Here is a 23,739-nt window from a genome sequence, read left to right as displayed (position 1 = left end):
TTGATCACAAGATGAGTTTTTCTATACGCGAGCCTGTCGCAGGGTAAAAAAACAGCCAACCATCGTAAGACCAATGACTGATGGGACTCACATAGTTCATCAACAGAGCTATCCACACAAAGAGTGGATAGCTCTATTGATGGCAACAGGTCGATTGTACAACAATATAAACCTACATTAGATCCACACCAAATATCTACTCACTGGATGCGTAGTTTTGAACTGTCACCCTTTGAATATTGATTCCCTTAATTGAATTATGAAATAAAAACTGTGAAAAATAGTCTGTAAATGGCACATCAACTACTGCTTTTTTTTCAGAGCTCGCATGACGAAAAAATAATTGCCCTTGTTTACGAATAGCAAACCCCTGATGGGATACATTCATGTTTGTGCCAATCCATTTTTTTAACTTCCAGTTTGGTCTCACAACATTGATAATACTTCCTGAAGGTATTTTGGCAAGCAACGCTGTATCTATTTCAGAATCATCAATTCTATTTTTTAATACAAACTGATTAATCTGTTTTTTCCGTTCACTTTCGCTCAATGACGCATTTGACTCGATTACCTTTAACCTATCAGCTCTTAATCTTAAGGTCTCCATATCAAGCGTTTTTTCTTTAAAAATGCTATCTAAAGGAATATAGGGAAGCTCAGCCTGTACTGGTTCAAATTGACGACCTTCAGCCTTTAGTTGTTCTAAAAGAAGTTTCTTTTCAACCTCTGATACATCTACGGACTGAATTTTTGATATTTTACTAAATTGATACCAAGCTCTTTTATCAATCAAAGCGACAGCTTTTTTGCTTTCATCTGGAGATATATACCGGGTAACATCTTCTAAAATAGCATAATTATTAGGAATCCAGTCAAGACTAGGGAAATGGTTACGCGTACCAAAAGAAACATAACCATCTTTATATCTTATATTATTTATATTGACCTTAAAGCTATCTATTGAGTTTGAAATTGATACAGCAAGTACGATTTCAACAAATGTTGTACAGTCAAACTCATCAAAACGATAAAGAGGGTCTTTATCATATTTACCATTAATACCTTCACCTAATACACCTTCAGAATAGGGGCTATTTAAGAGTAACTCACTGATTTTTTCTATTCTCTGTGGTGTAGCAAGCGATTTTGTTGAGTTGAGTAACGACCCCATTATATGAGTACTTGCAGGGGCCAACGAAGAAATTACGAGTGATATTAATAAACTAGCAGCCTGTTTTTTTATTAGCATAGTGCGAATTAGCCGTAACAAAGTGAACAAATGTAGGAAAACGCGATGCGATGTATATTGTCACCTGCATTTATGTTATTTAGAACAACTCAAAAGCAAGCGTTAAGGCTTGGCAAGGAATTCACACATAGTGTCTTGTCAACCTAGCCAAGCATAAAACATCGCTACATACTATTTTTGGGCATGGTTACTTCAAATAAAAATATCTGATTTTGCGCTAAGAACATATCTCTGCTAATACGAGATTTATTGGCTAATATTAAGTAACCGCTATTATCCAGCTGCCTTGGCATGAATTGATTTGACTGAATAACAAGATTGCTACCTTTTAACTCAATCTTTCCTGCATCAGATGGCGTACGCAAAAATTTTCGATTACAGGCACTTGAAAGCACGAGCTTTGTACCTTGTTGTGGCGCTTCACCTTCAAAACCAATGCAATATCCTGATGCTGGGTTTTTAATATAAAACGACCCATCACCATCGCCTGTTTTTTCTTGAATAAAACTGACTCGCTGAACTTCAGCTAACGATTTTGGATTACAACCGTCATAATCAAATAATAATAAAGCGTTATTTTCTTGTGATAAGGGAGATACACAAGCACCAGATAAATGATGCTTCATCACATCGCCAAATACAGCGCTAGATATCACTGCAAATAATACCACAAATATCGATTTCGATAAAAAATTCATATTACACCGTGTCAAATTATAAAATAACAATCTAAATATTAATTATTGATGGCATTCTGAATCCAGTTTCGATATACGTATATATTACTAAATACATCATATGAATTAGGAGCTGCACAACCTTTGGAAAAACTGGCTAATCCAATAAGTTTATATTCACCATCTTGACTTAAAAATAATGGACTGCCACTGTCACCATAACAAATACCAGCAACAGGTGTGGTTGATGATTCGACACAAACTTGATTCGTATCAGAAAGGAGAGATTCTTGTGCATTGTTCAATTGGGCAGTATTAAGTAATATCTCATGCCTTATTAAATCATTAATTTTTTTCGAAAAAAGTTTAATGCTTTTAGCTACAAGGCGCTCTTTTTTCTCTAGCTCACTAAATTCATTGCTTCCTAATGTTATTTCCTTAAGCTTTTTATTCATCTTAAATTGCATATTTGCTAATGCTTTAACATTATCGATATAAGCCGAGTTCGTCATCATGATTTTTGATATTTTGTTGTTGATATTACTGAATTTACTTTCTCTACAATCCTTTGTGTTTTTTATTTTATATGCAATCTCTTGACGAATGGGGGAAGTACTTGTTTCTTCTATAACTAAACGAGCATTTATACCTTCAAAATTAATTTTTTTAAACATACTCTTGTAACCAGTAACACCCCAACCTGTCGTTTTAAGTTCAGTACCCTCTGGTAACACTTCATCTATCAACGCAATGGGTTGGTTTGTTACACTTACCTTCAATTTTAAGAGTGCAATATCATTGTCTAACCACGCCATACTTTTGAGTGAAGAATACGTTGAATAATATTGTGGGTGCGTAACAATGCGGCTAATTTGACGAATAGTTAAACTATTTGATTCTTCTTCACTATTCAAATTTAGAGCCCCTATAGCAACGGAAATATTTTTTGCATTAATATTTTCAACGCAATGTGCCGCAGTAGCAACCCATTGGCTATCTAATAAAACCCCACCACAAAACTGGTGATCATAAACTGTTTTATCCTCTTGTATTGCCGTTGACCGATCATAGTCTTTCAGTAATGCAACGATCCACTCATACTGAGTGGTTGAATCTGTACCATTGATGCTCCTTTTTTTTCTTACCTGCTCAGAGGAAAAGCAATTCGCACTAAAAATACTGACAATAAATAGAATGAAAAATTTATTTTTTAACATACTGGCAATAGCGTACATATTGCTTGCTACCTTATAAATATGACTCATCGCAAATTAACAATCCATGAATGTCAGAATATAAACAAATTAAACAGGCTCATCAATATAAAATAATGACCAAAAAAATAATACTAAAACAAACAACTCAAAAATATACATAACTATTCGTATATGTGATCTTGCTTGCTTGGATGTGATATTTAAAATTAAAGATATTTACAAGATATAAAATAATATAATAAAAAGTGAATATTTTAACACTGCCAGCAAAGACAGGCATATTATGTACACCAAAATGTACATAAGTTAAAGCACTAAGGATGTTTCTTAACTGACTACATAGTACTCAAAGCCAAAATTCTTCCTCCTCTACACACTTCAGCGCTTGGCTGTCAATTATAAAATACAATTGAAAAAAACTATTAGCGTACAAAATTAAATCAACTGTTGTGTTTATCACTAGGGTTCTATATTGAAAACTGAACATTTCATAAGCCACCCAAATACTAATGCCGAGAGGAGCTAAAGATGGGAAATGACAACAACGCTGCGGGAAAATGCCCCGTCATGCATGGTGGAAAAACCTCGGTTGGGTCTTCAAACATGGACTGGTGGCCTGAAGCTCTCAATCTGGACATTCTTCATCAACATGATACGAAAACCAACCCTCTGGGCGAAGATTTTAACTATGCAGAAGAATTCAAAAAACTGGATTTAGCGTCAGTAAAGAAAGATTTACATGCACTCATGACAGACAGTCAGGATTGGTGGCCTGCAGACTGGGGTCATTATGGTGGTTTAATGATTCGTATGGCCTGGCATGCTGCGGGTACTTATCGTATTGCAGATGGTCGAGGCGGAGGTGGTACTGGTAATCAACGTTTTGCTCCTATCAACAGTTGGCCGGATAACGTCAACCTGGACAAAGCCCGCCGCTTATTGTGGCCCATTAAAAAGAAATATGGCAACAAACTATCCTGGGCAGATTTAATCATTCTTGCAGGCACCATGGCCTATGAGTCCATGGGCTTAAAAACCTTTGGTTTTGCGGGTGGTCGTGCCGATATTTGGCATCCAGAAAAAGACATTGACTGGGGCTCTGAAAAGGAATGGCTGGGTAAAAATTCAGAACGCGCGGACAATGACCAACGTAAACTACTTGAAGATAATCCACTGGCAGCAGTGCAAATGGGGTTGATTTATGTTAACCCGGAAGGCGTTGATGGTCAGCCTGATCCATTAAGAACCGCGCAAGATGTACGAACGACTTTTGCTCGAATGGCAATGGATGACGAAGAAACAGTTGCACTCACTGCTGGCGGTCATACCGTAGGCAAGTGTCATGGTAATGGTAACGCAGAGCTCATTGGTCCAGACCCTGAGGGCGCGGATATTAATGAGCAGGGACTTGGCTGGCACAACAAGAATGGCAAAGGTTTTGGTCGTGACACCGTAACCAGTGGACTTGAAGGCGCATGGACCACACATCCAACCCAATGGGATAATGGCTATTTTCACATGCTCTTTAATCACGAATGGGAATCCAAGAAAAGCCCTGCAGGTGCCTGGCAATGGGAACCCATTAATATTAAAGATGAAGACAAACCAGTTGATGTTGAAGATCCCTCTATTCGTTATAACCCCATCATGACTGATGCCGACATGGCGATGATTAAAGACCCAATCTATCGAAAAATCTCTGAGCGCTTCTATAAAGATCCAGAATACTTCTCTGAAGTGTTTGCACGTGCTTGGTTCAAACTCACCCACCGGGATCTAGGACCTAAGAGTCGCTACCTTGGCCCTGATGTGCCAAAAGAAGATCTTATTTGGCAAGATCCGATTCCACAGGCTAACGACGCCTTAAATGACACAGAAATAGCAGACTTAAAGTCAAAAATTCTGAGTAGTGGTTTAAGTATTTCAGAACTTGTGACAACTGCCTGGGACAGTGCGCGGACTTTCCGTTGCTCAGACTATCGCGGTGGCGCCAATGGAGCACGTATTCGTCTGGTCCCCTTGAAAGACTGGGAAGGTAACGAGCCTGAACGCTTACAAAAAGTGCTGATTGCACTAGAGAGTATTCAAGCAAGCTTGAGCAAAAAAGTCAGTATGGCTGATCTGATTATTCTAGGAGGCTCAACAGCAGTTGAAAAAGCAGCCAAAGATGCAGGCTTTAATATTACAGTACCTTTTGCAGCAGGTCGTGGCGATGCCACAGACGACATGACAGATGCGGCGTCATTTGCAGTATTGGAGCCTATTCACGATGGCTACCGCAACTGGCTAAAACATGATTATGTGGTATCAGCGGAGAAACTATTACTTGATCGCACCCAGCTAATGGGCCTGACAGCGCCTGAGATGACTGTTTTAATCGGCGGAATGCGTGTGCTGGGTACGAACCATGGTGGCAGCAAACATGGTGTATTTACTGATAGAGAAGGGGTTCTTAGTAACGACTTCTTCGTTAATCTGACCGATATGCGCTATAGCTGGAAACCAACAGGCAAGAATCTGTATGAAGTCACTGATCGTAAAAGTGGTAAGGTTAAATGGACCGCGACAAGAGTCGATTTGGTGTTTGGCTCAAACTCAATTCTCCGTTCTTATGCTGAAGTCTATGCGCAAAATGATGGCCAAGAAAAGTTGGTTCAAGACTTCGTAAAAGCCTGGACTAAAGTCATGAATGCAGATCGTTTTGACCTTTAATATATAATTCGAGAAGGGTATAAACCCTATAAAAAGGGTGTCTGTAACAACAGATACCCTTTTTAGTGATAACAGACCCTAAGGCTGGGCAATCGCATATAACTTTACCTTTATAAAAAACACCTGGCGCACCTCAAAATACCACAGGTGTTCATTTAATCATGAACAGGAGTTGGACTGAGGATAGTCTTGAAGACTATAGTGATGAGTATGCTCTTTAATACAGCATATTATTAGAATGCCAATTAAAAAATGAAGCGCTATAACATACTTACATTAGTTAGTTTTTTATTCTTATGGGCCAATAATGCATTACCGCAAGAAATGATTAACACGGTTAACTGGCCTCCGTATATAGATGAAAAAAATCCAAAAGGTGGATTTCTCATAGAAGTCATTGATCATGTGTTAAAAAAAGCAAATATTAAATACAGCATTGTCTATAATCCAAGTGATCGGGCGCACAAAAATCTGAACAACCCTGACTATCTTGCAACCATTCCTTACTTTAAATCAAACCAAGACAACAATCTGCTGTTACCCAGGCCTTTTGGCGCCGTATCCCTGGTATTTTACCAACTAAGAGGGAGTTATATAAAAAACTATAAAACCTTAATGAAATACAATCTTGGCATACTTAAAAGCCTGAAGAGTGCCACGATTTTTCCTAAAAATGCAATCATCCATCAAAGTAAATCATATTCATCACTGTTCGGTCTTTTAGATAAAAATAGAACAGATCTTGTTTTAGCGGATAGATTTGCCGCGGAATATTTTTTATCGGATGCAGATAATCGGCATATTCGAAACTCAGTTGAGGAACTATCTCCACCCCACGATATTAAACCAATATATATCGCATTCAATAAAAATTTCCCCCATTCAGAGAATTTTTTTAAACGTTTCAGTAACACGCTTAATCAAGTCATCGCTAACGGTGAGCTAATAGCGCTGTATAATAAATACAACTACAAAACGATGTCCTCACAGTTATTCACCGAAGGAGACATCAGAAAACTAATAAACGAAGCTCAGGAATATATCGATACCTATGGAGAAACGAAAGCATTCACTGAATTCCGAAAATCAAAAAGCAAGTTTAACTATGGTGAAATTTATATATTTGCGTTAAACACTAAAGGCATATTAGTTGCACATCCTTTTCCTGAGCTTGATGGAAAGTTTGTTTTAAACCTGAAAGACAAACTTGGCTTCCCTTTAATACAAGAGTTTTTACGGGTCTCCAAGGAAATGAGTGAAGGGTGGGTAAACTACTGGTGGAAAAACCCCGTCACTGAAAAAATACAGTTAAAAACGACATATGTAAAACAAATAAATGACCATCTCATTTTAGGGGCAGGAATTTACCGATAACGCCCAGCACCTGTTTCACAAATAGAGAGCAATAAGCTCAACACAAACAAGTAAAAAAACCCAGAATAGCGCATACAACCAAACCGCCCGACTAAAAAGAAGTTCTCGACAACAAGCTTTCATTGCTGTCCACAATTCCATTTTATGTTGTCTCAGGTATCATAGCGGACAGCGCTCTTTTACCTGGAATAGAATCAAGCGCTTTACTTGTGCAAACTTCTTTGGGCTTGATAAAGATTAGCTTATCCCGCTCTTGGTCTGGCAAGTACTTTCTTATCATATCAAATAGTTTAGTTTGGGACCCAGGTAACCGAATAAGCCACATAAACGGCAATATTTTTTCAGCACCTAATCGTTGTAAAACTTCATCCATAGAACAGTAGTCATCTAGTTCACCATCATGTAACTCATAAGCAATATAGTAGATGGACATCTGATTACTCTCCTTAAGCAGTAAGTATACTTCAAGAATAGCTTAAAACTTCCCCTGAATCTCCAGTTTATTAAAACAATGCATGACAACAGATCCAAAAGTTTACTCCCTACTGGCGGTATCTTTACTACAGTTAAGACATAGACTGTAGGGCACCTCTAAAATACCCAACCAACGAAGTCTTTGTCTTCACCATGCTTTACTTAACAAGAAAATAAGCTCTATGATTAACCTTAACTCAATGCTAGTTAACTTACATAGCTTGATATATACCCATAACGAAGGTTTTTTTGGGGCGGCCGTCAAGTGATGAAGCCTCAGAAGCTTATATTAATAAGTGACTGGGGTGACAGTTAATTGCTCCTGCATTAACTGCATTTCCACCATCCTTGGTGGTCAAGAACGCTGACAACAAACCCTAAAAATGATTCGTGAAGGGTATATTCTTTGTTGACCACAATTGACAAGGACTGAGAATGGAATCGTCACCTTGGTTTTCTTCCCTTTTTATCACACCTGAATTTCTCACCCAGGTGAGTCAATCAATTGTACGCTTTTTTACAGCATTATTATTACTAATATTTGGCTGGTTTGTTGCTCGATTTTTAAAGGACGTTTGCAGTCGGCTAATTGATAATACTAACCGATTATTACATCGCCTATCACGCTCTGGAGCAGGTTATATCGAGCAGCTACAGCCTGTGAGTAGTCGTTTTTTTCCTTTATTAGTGTACTGGATAACCATTATTATTTTTATTGGGTTAGCCACCAACATTTTGGGTATTGCAATTTTTACCAAATGGATTGATGGTTTTTTAGTGTACCTGCCCACATTACTGGCAGGTATTGTCATTATTATTGGCGGATTTATTTTTGGTGAAATGGCCAAGGATCTCGCCACAAGTGCCGCACTTGCCGCAAACCTCAAACACAGTGATGTATTAGGGCGTATCGCCCAAATCATGTTGGCAGGTAGTGCGATTTTAATTGGCGCAAGTCAAGTAGGAATTGATGTTTCATTTATAGTCAATTTAGCAACAGTCGCACTGGCCGCTATATTAGGTGCTTTCGCACTAGGTTTTGGCCTGGCGACGCCTAAACATGTCAGTAATTTTATTAGTGCTCGGTACGTGCATCGGCAGTATCAAATGGGGGAAGTCATTCAAATTGGAAAACATGAAGGCAAAATTCTGGAAATTACCCCTCATGCCGTCATTCTCGAAACCATTGCCGGAGAATTACATATTCCTGCAAAGTTTTTTACTGAAGAGCCATGCTTAAAATGTATTGTTGCAGATCCAAATGCAGAGAATGACAACGAGGAAACGGTCAATGCAAAGTAAACAGCAATTAGCATTTACCTACCTTGAGCGTGAGCCCGCCGCCGCAGCCAAAATTTTAGAATCATTACCAGAAACGGCTGTGGCCGAATTACTTTCTTTAGCACCTGTAACAACAGCAGCGCCAGTATTTGGACAATTAAGTACAGCAAAAGGTATTGCATGTTTAGCTTGCCTGGATCAACCTAGCGCTACCCATTTACTTATACAACTATCAGCTACTAATGCCGCAACACTTCTTAAAGGCATTCCACAAACTAAGCGGAAAGCTATTTTACACCAAATGCCAACGTTAAAAGCGCAGGCTATCCAAATACTGCTGGCTTACCCTTCAAATGTCGTGGGTGCCTGGATTGACCCTCAAGTACTGACCTTACGAAACACCCATACCTTTGCCGATGCACTTCAACAATTGAAGTTTTTTCAAGGAGCGATACCGCACCGATTATTTATCCTTGACCGTAGACGCTACTTGGTCGGCGTTATTTCAGCTACGGATATTATCGGTCATCCAGAAGATAGTCTCTTAAGTAGTTTTATGGATACCAAACCTGCAGCGTTACGATCTCGATTACAGCTTACTCAAGCCCGACAACACCCTGATTGGGGACACTCCATTGTTATGCCCGTTGTCAATAGACACAGTGAGTTCATAGGGGTCCTCAATTACAGTACCTTAAATACCGCAGTAGAAAAATTAAAAGGCATGCCTGATAAAGCCATAATGGCTACACAAGTTAATAGCAGCTTAGGGTTATTAATCAGCGACAGTGTCATCGGAGTATGGCAAGCATTGCGAGATGCCTGGAATCTTAATAATAGGGAAGAACATGATGGTCGACGCTAGCCAGACTACGAATATACAAATTGATAACATTGCCATTATCCAACTAAGCCAGCGTTTTTTGCTAGATTACCCCAAAGAAGCAGCAACAGTATTAGAGTCATATTCTCCTGAAGAAGCTGCACAGATACTTAGCGAGCAACCTGTTTCCTCACTCATACGGATTTGGAACTTCTTTCCTCCTCATTACGCAGATCAATTACTGCCCTTACTTAATGACAATGCGCAAAAACAATTACTGTTATCGATGGATTCACCCGACTGTGCACAAACGCTTAACAGGCTATCACCTGAAAACAAAAAACGCTGTTTTGATAATTTACCTGAAGATTATGCTAACGACTTAAAAAACTTATTAGCCTATCCTGAGAGAACCGCAGGGCAAATGATGGACCCTCGTGTTATCCGCTTACACCCAGAAAGCACCGCTGATGATGCACTTAAATTATTACGCCAACAAAAACTTAAACCTATCAGAAAAGTCTTTGTGGTAGATAATAGCCAACAACTGTTAGGTATCGTGGATATTACCGCATTAGCCTTAAGTGAAGGAAGTGAACTCCTCCAGCAATTAGCTTTGCCTCCTAGAGCACTGATTTCCCCCTTTGATTCACTTGATGAAGTGGCAGAACAGCTCACTCAATTTAAATTAGAAACACTACCTGTCATCGATATTAATGGTAAACTATTAGGTGCCATTCAACATCCTTCATTATTGCGAACCTTGCAAGACAACTCTTTAACAGACATACAAGCAATGGTTGGGGTCAGTAGAGAAGAACGTGCGCTTTCAAAGGCTTTTTTTGCTATTAAAAAACGCTTACCTTGGATGGAAATTAACTTAGTAACCGCTTTTGTTGCCGCATCTGTCGTCGCTATTTTTGAAGATACCATTGCCAAGTTCACAGCATTAGCTGTATTACTGCCAGTAGTCGCGGGCCAATCAGGAAACGCGGGAGCTCAAGCCCAAGCGGTAACGATAAGAGGACTGGCATTGAAGGAGATAACCGTTCGTAATTGGTTAAGGATTTTATGCAAAGAAATTAATATTGGCATCGTTAATGGGATCGCTATTGCCCTCACCACAGCAATAGGCGTGTATTTTTGGAGTAGTAGCATAGGGCTTTCACTGGTGATTGCTATTGCGATGGTGATTTCAATGGTCATGGCAGGTATGGCTGGCGCAATTGTACCGATTGTGCTCACAAAATTAGGACAAGACCCTGCTCAATCTTCATCTATTATTTTAACAACTATTACCGATATTGCTGGTTTTATGTCATTTCTAGGAATAGCTTCCTTGCTCTCCACGTTGCTTTAAATAATAAATGGTCATCATATATTAATGAACTAATTACTGAAAATAAACTTTATACTTAAGTTAATATTTTAACGATACCTTTCAAATACTTTCATCTTCTGACATTTTCAGTTCCTGCTCTAAGCGATGAGCAACTTCCTCTGGAGAACCCGTAAATCTAGCCAATAAATTATACGCTACAGGAATAACAAAGAGCGTAAATACAGTCGCCACAATGATTCCAAAAAATAATGTAATACCAATTACTTGTCGTGTTTCAGCACCAGCGCCAAAAGAAATAATCAGTGGAATGGCACCTGCGGTTGTTGTAATACTGGTCATAATAATAGGACGTAATCGTACCTGCGCCGCCTGTATAATAGCCTCTTTAACAATAACACCTTTGTCACGCAACTGGTTGGCAAACTCCACCATAAGAATACCATTTTTTGCCGCCAACCCTATTAACATAACAAGTGCTACTTGACTATAAAGATTAAGGGTATTACCCGTAAGCCATAAGCCAATTAAACCTCCTGCAATCGCCAGAGGCACTGTCAGCGTGATAATAAAGGGATCAATATAACTTTCAAACTGCGCTGCAAGCACTAAAAACATCACCAAAATACCTAACCCAAAGGTAAAATAACTCGCCCCACTCGATTTTTGGTAGTCTTGAGATTGCCCTTTATAATCAATGACGACACTGTCAGGTAAATGTTCACGTACTAAGCGTTCGAGGTGGGTGAGGGCATCCCCTAATAACAAATGATCTTCTAAATTAGCATCAATGGTAATCGCACGGGTTCGATTATAACGGTTAAGTGTTTTTGAGCCGGCATACTCTTCTAGCAACACTAAATTTGAAAGAGGGATTAGTTCACCTGATCGTTCTGATCTGACGTATATATTCGTCAAATCATTAGGGGTATTTTGTTGATCACGTTTGCCTTCAACCAACACATCATATTCTTCTCCCTCTTCGATATAACTGGTCACTTTACGTGAAGCCAGCATCGTTTCCAACGTTCGCCCTATGTTTTGAATCGACACGCCTAACTCAGCTGCACGCTGATAATCAATGCGCACAAACACTTGAGGACTGGTTTCTTTAAAGTCACTATCAATGCCAACAAAACCAGGGTTTTCTTTGGCGATTTCCTCAAATAAAATATCTCGCCATTTAACCAACTCATCATAGGTCGCACCACCCAAGACAAATTGAACAGGTTTACCTGTTCGACTTCTAATGCCTTGACGCATAATAGGATAAATCGTCACCCCCGCAAGATCGGCTGTTTTTTTTCTAACTTCAGCCATGATCTGCCATGCTGAACGGCGTTGTGCCCAATCATTCAACACAATAATAACAAACCCTGAATTAAAGCTTCCTCTGGGCGTACGAACTAATAGCCGCTGAGCTTCGTCATTTTCAACCAAAGGCAGCAAACGTCGTTCAATTTCATCCATATACTCTTTCATGTAAGAATAGGTAGCCCCCTCAGGCCCATTCACTAACAGGAAAAAAGCCCCTCGATCTTCTTTAGGTGTATACTCCGCAGGAATGTGTTTTGTTAAAAAAAATGATACGCCCACCATACTTAAGAAAAGAATCATCACAATGTAAGGCTTATTAATACAGGTTGCCAACCAGCGCTGGTAATGGCCCCTTACACGACTGAATAGATCGTCAACATGACTGACTAACCCTCTGTCATTGTTCACCGGCTTTAAAATACGGGAAGCTAATACCGGGGAAAGTGTTAGCGCCACCAAACTGGAAAAAAACACTGCCGCACTGATGGTTAATGCAAACTCAGAAAATAACCGCCCAATATCTCCTTGCAACACAGCAATGGGAGCAAATACGGCTAATAATACGAGTGTCGTTGCAATTACTGCAAACCCGACCTGTCGTGTTCCTTTAAATGCTGCCACTAAAGCCGTTTCATTATGTGTATCCATTCGTCGGTGAATATTTTCCAGCACGACAATGGCATCATCTACGACTAACCCAATGGATAGCACCAGCGCGAGTAACGTCAGTAAATTAACCGTAAAGCCCATGATCATAAGTACAATAAATGTAGCAATTAATGAAATAGGAACCGTAACGGCTGGAATCAGTGTTGCTCGCATACTGCCTAAAAATAAATACATGGTAAAAACAACAAGTCCCATCGCAATAGCCAGGGTTTTGTAAACTTCAATAATGGCTGCTTCAATAAAGACGGATGAATCATAACTGTTGTGAATATACATCCCTTCAGGCAATCGTTTATTTAATTGCTCAGCTTTTTCTAATGCAGCACGAGCGACATCAATTGTATTTGCTGTTGATTGTTTAGTGATACCAATGCCCACCATATTTTCGCCATTACCACGAAATGACGTACGATAATCAACCGTACCTTTTTCAACCGTTGCAACATCGCCTAAACGGACTAAATAGCCATCAGCTCCCCGGGCAACAACCAATTGCTTAAAATCATCTGGTGCAAGAAAAGCACGCTTTAAACGCACCGTAAATTCTTGATTAATCGATTCGATATTACCTGCCGGTAATTCAACATTTTCAGCACGTAATGCTTGTTCTACATCACTCACCGTAAGATCATGAGCAGCAAGCTGAGTCCTATCAAGCCAAACGCGCATGGCAAAACTTTGACCGCCCCCCACACGTACACGACCAACACCTTTTATAATGGAAAATCGATCAATTAAATATCGCTCTGCATAATCCGTCAGTCCTGGCACAGACAGACGATCACTGGTTAAGTTAAGCCACATAATGACATCTTCATTTGAATCCACTTTTTCTATATCAGGCAGCTCAGCCTCTGGAGGAAGATCGTCCAAAATACGCGATACCCTATCCCTAACATCATTAGCAGCAGCATCAATATTTCTATTTAAATTAAACTCAATATTAATTTGCGATTGACCATCACTACTGTTCGACTCAATGTAATTAATCCCTTCTAAACCCGCAATTCTGTCTTCTATCAGCTGGGTAATACGGGTTTCTACAATATCTGCTGCAGCACCAGGATAACGGGTATCAATGGAAACAATTGGTGGGTCAATATCTGGATATTCACGTAGCGGTAATCGCTCAAATGCAATAATGCCAAAAGCAACTAACAATAAAGAAATCACTGATGCGAAGACAGGCCGTTTGATACTAATATCGGAAAGGAGCATCGCTATTTTACTCCTCTTAGGTGAGATGAAGTAGAGAAGGGGTGTGATGTTGCAGTAGTAGAAACACCAAGAGAAGGTGAATTACCCATCGCCTCATCATCAGACTTCCGTTTAATAATGGAGACAGCACTGCCATCATTAAGACGCATAACCCCGTGAGTTACCACCCATTCACCCGGCACTAAACCCGACTCCACAACAATTGCACCAGGCTTACGTGAGCCCGTCACCAGCTTACGTTTCTCAACCACAGGCGGCTCTGCTGAGGTTTTAACCACAAAGGCATATCGGTTAAACCCTTCCTGCACTAATGCCTCCTCAGGTAACATTAACCGCTGCTGCACAGGTGTGCTTAAACGAACCGTCATCAACATCCCAGGCTTTAACTGCCGTGTATCGTTTGGGATTAAAGCTCGAATAATTATTGAGCGAGTCACCGGGTTAATACGAGAGTCAATACTGACTATTTTGCCTTTGTAAGTTTGCTCAAGAAGACTCCTTGACCTAGCCTGGATCTGCATACCTAGCCGCAAAATATCTAAAAATAACGCAGGTACGCCAATATCTAGTTTCATAACCCGATCATCATCAAGCGTTGTTATAGGATCTCCTGGCTCAACAAGCGAACCAATACTGATATTTCGTAAGCCTACAACACCATCAAAGGGCGCAATAATGAGTCGGTCCGCTAACCGAGACTGTGTCGCTTGTAATTTAGCCTGAGCGGTTTCATACGCCACCCGTCGTTGATCCAACAACGATTTTGATATTAGATTAGATTTGACTAAAGCCTTCACTCGTTTGAATTGTCGCTCGGCTTCTTCAAACGTAAAACGAGCTTCTTCCAATAATGCATGTTCTTCAGTACTGGTCATTTCCACTAGAATTTCACCCGTTTTCACTCGCTGACCATCATTAAAATGTATCGCGGTGATGGTTTCAGTCACTGTTGACGAAAGCGTCACGGCTTCATTGGCGCGTAAGGTGCCCAGTGCTTCAATCTGCTCTGAAAACGGCTCTCGTTGAACGTCAGTTATATACACAGGAATCAGCTTTGGTGCAGCAAATACAATTAAAGGCAGATAGCTCAGCAAAATAATATTAATCCAAGCGATTAAACGCATTGATTGAAACCCTTAGCCAAGGAATGAATACATCCTAAAAAATTCACCAAGTACTTTTATAAACTAGTGAATGAAAACAATAACACCAACAATTTCATTCCAAATAAACAGGCAAAATGGTTATAAAAAATCGGACAAATTATCGTTATATACCCACAACAAAGGGGATATTAGAAGCATACTGAGCTATGTATAGCTGTAATGAAATGGTCAATTCAAAGCAAATTAATACTGTCAACTAACTGTCGCCTATTTGTTACATTCACTTCTTATGCTGGCTGCGTTTTCAGCCAACAAGAAGGAAAAACAATGTCTTACTGTCGAACAACAACATGGTCTGTCACATTGATTAGTACGTTACTCAGTACTCTGATTACAACAGTCCATGCCAAAACCACAGAATCACCAGATATGTGGTATCAACAAGGCCAGCAAAGCCTTCGTCAAGCCATTGCTCTAAAACCCAATACCCACCACGCCAAAAACATTATTTTATTTGTGGGGGATGGTATGGGAATTAGCACTGTTACTGCAGGCCGAATTTTTGATGGACAAAGTAAAGGCCAAGCAGGTGAAGAAAACCAATTAAGCTTCGAAAAACTGCCTTATGTTGGTCTTGCAAAAACCTACAATACTAACCAGCAAACACCTGACTCAGCAGGTACCATGACCGCGATGATGACGGGTGTAAAAACGCGCGCAGGCTATATATCCACTGACCAGGTTCCTGACCGAGGTGACTGCACTCCCGCTCAAGGTCATGGTCTGAAAACATTGCTTGAACAAGCAGAACAGGCAGGTATGGCAACAGGTGTAGTCACAACAGCACGACTGACACATGCCACTCCAGCCGCGACATACGCCCATGTCACAGAACGGGACTGGGAAAGTGATGACGAAATGTCCAAAAAAGTCCGACGGCAGGGGTGTAAAGATATTGCCCGACAACTGTTAGAGTTTCCCTATGGGGATGGTTTAGAGGTTGCGTTTGGTGGTGGTTGGCGACACTTTATTCCAGAAACAGAGCGCGACTTGATCAACCATAGTCAACGAGGACGCCGTGAAGATGGTCGTAACCTGATTACTGAATGGCTGGATCGTTACCCACGAAAAGGGGCTTTTGTCTGGAATAAGGCCCAACTATCACAATTAGATGATGATAAACAACATGTGCTGGGTTTATTTAATCGTAGCCATATGTCATTCCATACTGATCAGGAAACTGGTAACCCTAGCGGCGAGCCAACCCTTAAAATGATGACCCAAAAAGCATTAAACATTTTACACAAACGACCACAAGGCTTTTTCCTTATGGTTGAAAATGGGCGTATTGACCATGGGCATCATGCAGGCAACGCCTATCGTGCACTTCACGAAACCCAAGCGTTTGCTGACAGTATTCAAGCTGCACTGTCTATGGTGGACTTAAAAGATACATTAGTTATTGTTACGGCTGACCATAGTCATGTATTAACCATGGCAGGCTATCCAACACGGGGGAATCCTATTTTAGGTAAAGTTCATGGTAATGACAGCAAAGGCAACCCAAGAAATAAAAATACGTTGGCAGATGACGACTTGCCCTATACCACTTTAGGCTATATGAATGGACCAGGCTCTGTTGGTAACCGTGACCGCGATGACTTAACCTCTGTTGACACCTCAGATAGTAACTTTCAACAACAAGCGCTCATTCCTACATCAGCAGAAACCCATAGTGGAGAAGATGTCGCGATCTATGCTGGGGGACCTTGGGCCCATCTGATTCATGGCGCTCATGAACAAAACTATATTTATCATGTAATGTACCATGCCGCACAGTTAAACCGAGCACGTCATTAATTCAATTAGTGCTTAGCCAGGCAAATGCCTGGCTTCTAAATTAAATATTTAAATCATGTAATTAACGCATTATCAAACTTGAGTACAAGCTTTAACTTATTTATACGACAGTTAGATTATATTACCTACTGAAACAAACAATTATATAAATACACACAGCGTGTAGCATAACAGCAATATACAAACACTGACACAAGTCAGGATAATAAAAGGAGCATGTTAACCAAAATAAAATAAGGATAACAACCGTGAAAAAGCTAGTTTGTAGTTTAGCCCTCTCATTATTTGTATTACCTGTTTATGCAACAGATTCAACAGAAAACAAATGCAACAATATCATCGATCTTGAAAAGCAAATACAATGTCTTGCTGATTATCTAGACACACTACCACGACCTCGCTTTAGTGATCGTGCTCTTAAAGAAAACGAAATTGTAGTAAAAGATGCCCTCAATAAAGTATCTCAATTGAATGGTAAATATTTTGAGTGGAAACTAGGCAATCGCAAAGATATTGGTGTCATAGCACAAGAAGTTGAAGTCGTATTTCCTGAACTCGTTACCGTCGATAAAATAACACAATTTAAGCAAGTTAACTATGCAGGACTGGTTGGTGTCTTAATAGAAGCCGTAAAAGAACTTAAAAAAGAAAATGAAACTTTAAAGCAGCAATTTGGCTTGAGCTATTAACAACTTAATTACTCAGAAATATTAGGAACACACCAGTGAAAAAAATTATTTTAGCATCCATCTTATTAATATCCTCATCTTCACTATTAGCAGGCTCTCACGAAATGTGTAGCCATCTTACGGGTGATGCATATACAGAATGTGTATCAAAGCCTAATTTTTTGAGGTTTAGTGACCGTAAATTAAAACAAAACGAAGTGATTATTAATGATGCTTTAAAAAAAGTAACTCAACTCAATGGTAAACACTTTGAGTGGAAATATGATAATCGCCAAGATATTGGTGTTATAGCACAAGAAGTTGAAGCCATATTTCCTGAACTCGTTACCGTCGATAAAACAACTCAATTTAAGCAAGTTAACTATGCAGGACTGATTGGAGTACTAATTGAGGCAGTAAAAGAGCTGAAAAAGGAAAATGACCAACTTAAACAACAGTTAGGGATTTACGAGTAACACCTTCATATTAGATCAATGGGTTAATATATATACCCATAACGAAGAGCTTTTAGGCACGGCCGTCAAGTGATGAAGCCCCAGGAGCTATTAATAAGTGACTGGGGTGGCAGTTAAATGCCCCTGCATAAACTGCATTCACACCATCCTTGGTGTTCAAGAACGCTGACAACAAAGCCTAAAAATGATTTGTGAAGGGGATGCTAACAGTCAGCACAATATTTTGATTTTATTTTCTGCAAATAGCCCTTTACTGAAAGTTCTTGTAAATGACGATTAAATAACGTGACTAAATCAGCAGATACGGTTTTACGTGAAAACATTACATGAATATCACTTTCATACAGGGGAAGAGGATAACGTATTACTTGTTTGCTATTATCCTTATTTAAAAAATTATACGCGACAAAATAAGTCTCTGCTAAAAAGCCATTGACACGTCCTTGCAATAACAAAGGATAAAGTTGTTTATCACGCGCCACAATCACCAGTTGCTCTCTAAAAGCTCTTGATTTTAAAAGCTGTTCGTATTCCTCTCCATAGTAATATCCTCGCGTAACACCCAGCGTAAAAGGGAGGTAAACAATATCCTCAAGGCTGTTGAATGTATAATGGTCTTTATCCTCGGCACGTATATACAACGCCATTTTTTCCTTACGATAAGGCTGTGAGAAATAACTGGACTCCATACGTTCAGCCGTTTTTGAAGCACCAAGCAAAATATCAACAGAACCCGTTTGTATATCGATGAGTAAACGTTGCCAAGGACGTTCGGCAAAAGATAACTCACACTGCGTCCAGGCAAAAACAGCCTGTAAAATATCCAGATCTAGGCCTGTGTAGTTTCCTTGCTTATCTTGAAATTGAAAAGGCTCCCAATACTCCCAGCCAACAATAAGTGGCGCCTCACAAAGTTTTTTAGGGGCTGCCGCAAGAACCCACTCAGAAAAAATACCAACTGTCAGAATGATTAAGGTTAAACCAATTTCTTTCACTGATAATGGACCAGCATATTAGCAAAGTTTTCAGAAATATCTTTCATCATATCGCTTTGCTTCAACGACTGTTGGACATTTTCAGATACTTCACTACTTAATTTGGCAATACTATTTATGCTTCGATTCATTTCATCAAAGACAGCAGTTTGCTCTTCAGAGGCAGCCGCAATTTGGGAATTCATATCATCAATTTCCTGAATGCGCTCAATAATACTGGTTAAAGTATTAGCCGCAACCTCAGCACGTTCTACACTTTGGTCGGCACTGGTCTTATTTGCACTCATTAAATTAACAACATCAGTCACGCTACTTTTTAAGCTCGCAATCATATCCTGAATTTCTTTTGTTGAAGTTTGAGTACGCTGAGCTAAAGTACGCACCTCATCGGCAACAACCGCAAACCCTCGACCTTGTTCCCCTGCACGCGCCGCTTCAATCGCCGCATTCAGTGCTAATAAATTGGTTTGTTCTGAAATATCTTGAATTTGTCCAACAAACCCCTCTATTTTAGCCATATCATTATCCACTTCTGCGACCGCATCTACCGCTTTTTGCACATCCGTGGCGAGGGTACTAATGGCTGTCATATTGCTTTGTACAGCCTGTCCACCTTCTTCAGCAACTTTACGTGCCTGGTTTGATGATTCTGAGGTACTGTGTGCATTACGGGCAACTTCTTGCGAAGAGGCTACCATTTCATTCATGGCAGCAGCTAACTGATCAAGTTCAGAGTTTTGCTGGTTAAACGCGCTGTCAGACTTTTCAGCGGTATGCAAAATTGCCTGAGCTTCCTCTTGTAAGGTGGATGTGGTTTTTTTTAAGGAATCAACGAGACTTCGAACAGAACCCACCATAGCCTGAAAAGAACGCGTCATGCATGCCACTTCATCCTGCCCCTCAACCTGTAAATTTTGCTGTAACTTTCCTTCGGCAGCCTGTTCCAAACCTTGCTCAACGGCTTTTATACGATGGGTTATGTGTTTAGTTAACCGCCAACTGACCACCACACCAATAATAATGAGCACTAAACTCACTGAAAGTCGCTGCAATGTTGAAGAAAAAAACTCACTTTCAACATCATCAACATAGCTGCCCGTACCAATAACCCAGCCCCAGGGTTTATATAATCGCGCATAAGACATTTTGGGAAAGACTTCATCTTTAGAGAAACCAGGCTTTTGCCAGTGATAAAAGAAAGCACCACCACCCGCTTTAGCTGTTTTGGTTGCCTCTCGAATAGGGTAGACACCATCAGGTCCTTTTAAATCCGTCATGTCTTTACCCACTTTTTCGGGTAACATGGGATGTGCCAAAAATTTATTATTTAAATCATTGATCCAGAAATAATTACCCTCATTAAAACGAATTTCATTAATCGTTTCCAAAGCCATCGCCTGGGCTTTTTCCCTTCCCAGGCTACCTTGTTGAGACTGGTAATATGTTAAAACAGAATGAATAACTTCCGTTAATGCTGATGCTTCATGCTGACGTTGTGTAAAAAGTTTATTCTTTTCTTGATAGCCAACCACAATATCTTTAATGACCAGTAATACCAATAAAAAAGCCACTAATAAGCCAATTTTTTTACCCAAACTTAGGGTCATGACTGCACCTCATCCCCATATTGTCAAGACGCTTTCCCCTAAGTGTATCAGTGTTTTATTGATATAATTCCTCAAAAATACATAATCTGCTTTTAATTTACAGTGAATTTTTGAGTGCTCAGTAAATATACAATACATAATCACAATGAAGCGTTATTAAAGAATAAAGCCCCAGGACAAGTCTGCTACTACAAAAATTGGAATAGCAAGCTTAATCGATATATAAAAAAGCTCTACTTTTGACAAATGGCACAAAAAGGTTCTAACTTTTTGATCGAGGCTAATAGTGTTTTTCGTTGTTTATCAAGATCAATTTTATGCTCAGAAACAAAGCCGGAACGATCGCGGTCAGCTTCCATTGGCCTGGTAGGAGATTGTGGCATAGCCTGTTGAGCCCCTGCCGCTGAACCACCTCCTATGTTATAACTCGCACCTTTAATATAAACGCCACTGTGATCTATCTTAATAAAGCTACCACCACCATAAAATACAATTTCCTGATTAGACTCCATCACGATTTTTTGACCACTTTTGACATGCCACTGTTGTCCACTATCTAACAAATGATCACCATCAACCTGTACATGCAGTGTTTGATCTACCTGATGATGAATTTCACCTTTAACCACACGTTCGTGATTTTGATCCACTTTTAAATGATTATCTTGCTTTATTTGCAGGTAGTGATTTTCCACAATGTCATGACGACGCATTTCCACCACTTCTTCACGGCTGTCGTTTTTTACCCGAAGGTCACTGTCTTTTTCACCATGAATGCGTATTTGCTCTGCCCCTTGCTTGTCTTCAAAGCTCAACTCATTGTACCCCCCACTGCCAACCGTCGAGTCAGAACGAAATCCTGAACGGGTTTTCTGTTTCGGTAACGGATAAGGAGGATTTTTGCGGCCATTATAAACTACACCTGTCACCACAGGTTGATTCACATCGCCGTGCAAATAGTCAACTGTGACCTCTTGCCCAATACGAGGTATTAATAAAGCTCCCCATTGCTTACCCGCCCAGGTTTGCATGACGCGCATCCAACGCGATGCGTGTTCGTTATGTTGTCCTAATCGATCCCAATGAAATTGCGCTTTAATACAACCAAAACGCTCCGTGTAGATTTCTTCACCTGTGGGTCCTACAACCACTGCAGACTGTTTACCTGACATTTTAGGGGCTTTAGCGCGAAGAGGAGGGCGATAAGGTGTTGTTTTGGGAATCCAAATTCCACTATTACGATAGCGACTGCCTTCGTCCACAGCATACTCATCCTGACCTTGTGGCTGAACACCTTCATGCATCACTTGGCAAATAATATACAACTGATTCAGTGAGGATCGAGGATGTCGGGTTAGCTCAACCTGATAGCCAGGTAATAATCGACGACACGTGCCTTTTGCATCTATTTTTTCAGCAAACGTATTGTAGGCTTCTAAACGGAGCTGAGCATAACGTTGCCCATCCTCTGGTAACTGGTAACCGCCAGGAAACTGGTACTCACATAGTGACTCATCACCCTTAATAGCCGAGACAGACAAATCCAGATTAGGTTTAGTAAAGTTATAGTCATCCAGCTCCACTTTTCCTATTGTACGCTGACAGGTGTAATGTAGCTCATCAACCACTTCATACTCTGGCACTAATCCCGTCTTACCATGAAACTCAACCTGCTGTTCGACCACAGGGCTAAAAGCCACGTTATGATCAGACAACACCAACTTATGGTTATCTTGCTGGTGCTCGAAAAAATAAAAAATACCTTCTTGCTCCAGTAACCTGGAAATAAAATTAAAATCCGTTTCATTATATTGAACGATATACGTATGCGGCTTATATTTTCCTGTCAGTTTAAAAACAAACTCATCTTTCTCTTTAAAACCGGCATTTTCTAAAACAGCTTGAATAATTTCTGGAATGGTTTGCTCCTGAAAAATACGACAATCAGCGCGCTTTGTGAGATACCAAAGCTTCGGTACGATATAAAAACTATATTCGGTGTATTTATCACCACTGTGTCCTTTACTAAAGCAACTAATAATACCATTCACGTGTCGTTCAAAATCTTCACCGACAATGGTTAACGTTGCTGACTGAAGTAGCATATCCTCTGGCTCAACATCTTCACTGATACTGACCATATTAATGTCAAATTTAAACCATTCAGAAATCGCTTCATGCCCAATAAACGACGTCACATTAAAGGTTGCGCTACAAGCTGGAAGTGTGACATAAAAAATAGATTCATTCGCTGCAAGCATCATCAAAACTCTACAAAACAAGCTTCATGATTAGTATAGGAGACCAGATAGAAATGAGCCCTTCAATTTTTCCTTCGCACTTTACCCTAATAAAACATTACTCATTAACCGGCGTATAATAGCGTCCCTCGGCTTTTGCCTCAGCAATACGGCGTTCCATATCAAAGAATTTTTCACGACGTTTATAGCGTTGTCGCCATTTTTTTTCTAATTCAACTAACTCGGCAGAAGGGTTAGCCCATTGCTCTTCCGGTAAAGGTTTAGACCACTCAATGGCATCCTTACATACTTCAACAGATTCTAGTCGCTCATAAAGCTTGGCAAATTTAAATGCCCAGAAGCGTCCCATAAACCAATCTGCAATGACGTGCTTAATCCAAGCGCCCCATTCTCCCTGAATACGCAGCGCTTGTCGC

17 protein-coding genes and 1 pseudogene are annotated in these 23,739 nt (G+C 40.0%); 8 read left to right on the top strand and 10 right to left on the bottom strand.

Annotated features, from left to right (window positions below; genetic code table 11):
• Positions 1-196: 196 nt before the first annotated feature.
• The 3 genes from KCG35_RS19770 to KCG35_RS19760 form a co-directional block, all read right to left on the bottom strand.
• Positions 197-1,249 (bottom strand): N-acetylmuramoyl-L-alanine amidase-like domain-containing protein, encoded by a 1,053-nt coding sequence (locus KCG35_RS19770; RefSeq protein WP_215821598.1) that lies wholly within the window; start codon positions 1,247-1,249, stop codon positions 197-199.
• Positions 1,250-1,413: 164 nt separating this feature from the next.
• On the bottom strand, positions 1,414-1,947 hold the full coding sequence (locus KCG35_RS19765) for a ricin-type beta-trefoil lectin domain protein (protein WP_215821597.1): 534 nt from the start codon (positions 1,945-1,947) through the stop codon (positions 1,414-1,416).
• Positions 1,948-1,985: 38 nt separating this feature from the next.
• Positions 1,986-3,161 carry a S1 family peptidase gene (locus tag KCG35_RS19760; RefSeq protein ID WP_215821596.1) on the bottom strand — a complete coding sequence of 392 codons (1,176 nt, stop codon included), beginning with the start codon at positions 3,159-3,161 and terminating at the stop codon, positions 1,986-1,988.
• A gap of 510 nt (positions 3,162-3,671) precedes the next feature.
• Between KCG35_RS19760 and katG the strand changes: the two genes are divergently transcribed.
• The gene (gene katG / locus KCG35_RS19755; RefSeq protein ID WP_215821595.1) at positions 3,672-5,855 is read left to right on the top strand and encodes a catalase/peroxidase HPI; all 2,184 of its coding nucleotides are present in this window, start codon (positions 3,672-3,674) and stop codon (positions 5,853-5,855) included.
• 252 nt (positions 5,856-6,107) lie between these two features.
• Positions 6,108-7,229, top strand: a complete 1,122-nt coding sequence (locus tag KCG35_RS19750) for a cache domain-containing protein (protein ID WP_215821594.1) — start codon at positions 6,108-6,110, stop codon at positions 7,227-7,229.
• Positions 7,230-7,371: 142 nt separating this feature from the next.
• On the opposite strand, the gene KCG35_RS19745 is transcribed toward KCG35_RS19750, so the two are convergent.
• Positions 7,372-7,662: a hypothetical protein gene (locus KCG35_RS19745; RefSeq protein WP_215821593.1), complete on the bottom strand. Its 291-nt coding sequence runs from the start codon at positions 7,660-7,662 to the stop codon at positions 7,372-7,374.
• Positions 7,663-8,138: 476 nt separating this feature from the next.
• Between KCG35_RS19745 and KCG35_RS19740 the strand changes: the two genes are divergently transcribed.
• The 3 genes from KCG35_RS19740 to mgtE are packed head-to-tail and all read left to right on the top strand — an operon-like array spanning position 8,139 to position 11,167.
• Complete coding sequence (locus tag KCG35_RS19740; RefSeq protein WP_215821592.1) at positions 8,139-9,005, top strand: mechanosensitive ion channel family protein; 867 nt, start codon at positions 8,139-8,141, stop codon at positions 9,003-9,005.
• The gene (locus KCG35_RS19735) at positions 8,995-9,849 is read left to right on the top strand and encodes a magnesium transporter MgtE N-terminal domain-containing protein (protein ID WP_215821591.1); all 855 of its coding nucleotides are present in this window, start codon (positions 8,995-8,997) and stop codon (positions 9,847-9,849) included. The genes KCG35_RS19740 and KCG35_RS19735 overlap by 11 nt, the downstream gene beginning before the upstream one ends.
• Positions 9,833-11,167, top strand: a complete 1,335-nt coding sequence (mgtE, locus tag KCG35_RS19730) for a magnesium transporter (protein WP_215821590.1) — start codon at positions 9,833-9,835, stop codon at positions 11,165-11,167. Before KCG35_RS19735 ends, mgtE begins: the two co-directional genes overlap by 17 nt.
• An 81-nt stretch (positions 11,168-11,248) precedes the next feature.
• Here the strand turns inward: mgtE and KCG35_RS19725 are convergent, their stop codons facing one another.
• Together KCG35_RS19725 and KCG35_RS19720 are read right to left on the bottom strand one after the other, a co-directional pair.
• A complete protein-coding gene (locus KCG35_RS19725; RefSeq protein ID WP_215821589.1) occupies positions 11,249-14,350 on the bottom strand; it encodes an efflux RND transporter permease subunit in 3,102 nt (1,033 codons plus the stop codon).
• Between the two features lie 2 nt (positions 14,351-14,352).
• Entirely contained in the window at positions 14,353-15,474 is a 1,122-nt protein-coding gene (locus KCG35_RS19720; protein WP_215821588.1) for an efflux RND transporter periplasmic adaptor subunit, read from the bottom strand.
• A 309-nt stretch (positions 15,475-15,783) separates the two neighbouring features.
• Here KCG35_RS19720 and KCG35_RS19715 point away from each other — a divergent pair, with 309 nt between their 5' ends.
• From KCG35_RS19715 to KCG35_RS19705, 3 genes are all read left to right on the top strand, one after another.
• Positions 15,784-17,316, top strand: coding sequence for an alkaline phosphatase (locus KCG35_RS19715; RefSeq protein ID WP_215821587.1), 1,533 nt, complete (start codon positions 15,784-15,786; stop codon positions 17,314-17,316).
• A gap of 248 nt (positions 17,317-17,564) precedes the next feature.
• Positions 17,565-18,005, top strand: coding sequence for a tail fiber domain-containing protein (locus tag KCG35_RS26985; protein ID WP_215821586.1), 441 nt, complete (start codon positions 17,565-17,567; stop codon positions 18,003-18,005).
• 35 nt (positions 18,006-18,040) lie between these two features.
• On the top strand, positions 18,041-18,460 hold the full coding sequence (locus tag KCG35_RS19705) for a tail fiber domain-containing protein (RefSeq protein ID WP_215821585.1): 420 nt from the start codon (positions 18,041-18,043) through the stop codon (positions 18,458-18,460).
• A 203-nt stretch (positions 18,461-18,663) separates the two neighbouring features.
• Here the strand turns inward: KCG35_RS19705 and KCG35_RS19700 are convergent, their stop codons facing one another.
• From KCG35_RS19700 to KCG35_RS19685, 4 genes and pseudogenes are all read right to left on the bottom strand, one after another.
• Entirely contained in the window at positions 18,664-19,455 is a 792-nt protein-coding gene (locus tag KCG35_RS19700) for a substrate-binding periplasmic protein (protein ID WP_215821584.1), read from the bottom strand.
• Positions 19,452-21,062, bottom strand: coding sequence for a methyl-accepting chemotaxis protein (locus KCG35_RS19695; RefSeq protein ID WP_215821583.1), 1,611 nt, complete (start codon positions 21,060-21,062; stop codon positions 19,452-19,454). The genes KCG35_RS19700 and KCG35_RS19695 overlap by 4 nt, the downstream gene beginning before the upstream one ends.
• A 233-nt stretch (positions 21,063-21,295) precedes the next feature.
• Entirely contained in the window at positions 21,296-23,326 is a 2,031-nt protein-coding gene (locus KCG35_RS19690; RefSeq protein WP_215821582.1) for a type VI secretion system Vgr family protein, read from the bottom strand.
• A gap of 94 nt (positions 23,327-23,420) precedes the next feature.
• A pseudogene (locus KCG35_RS19685) lies at positions 23,421-23,739 on the bottom strand (hypothetical protein); the annotation flags it as partial.

Origin of the sequence: Zooshikella harenae, from assembly GCF_018837975.1 — a bacterium.
In the GTDB taxonomy this organism is placed as follows: domain Bacteria; phylum Pseudomonadota; class Gammaproteobacteria; order Pseudomonadales; family Zooshikellaceae; genus Zooshikella; species Zooshikella harenae.
This window is presented reverse-complemented; position numbering and strand designations above follow the sequence as displayed.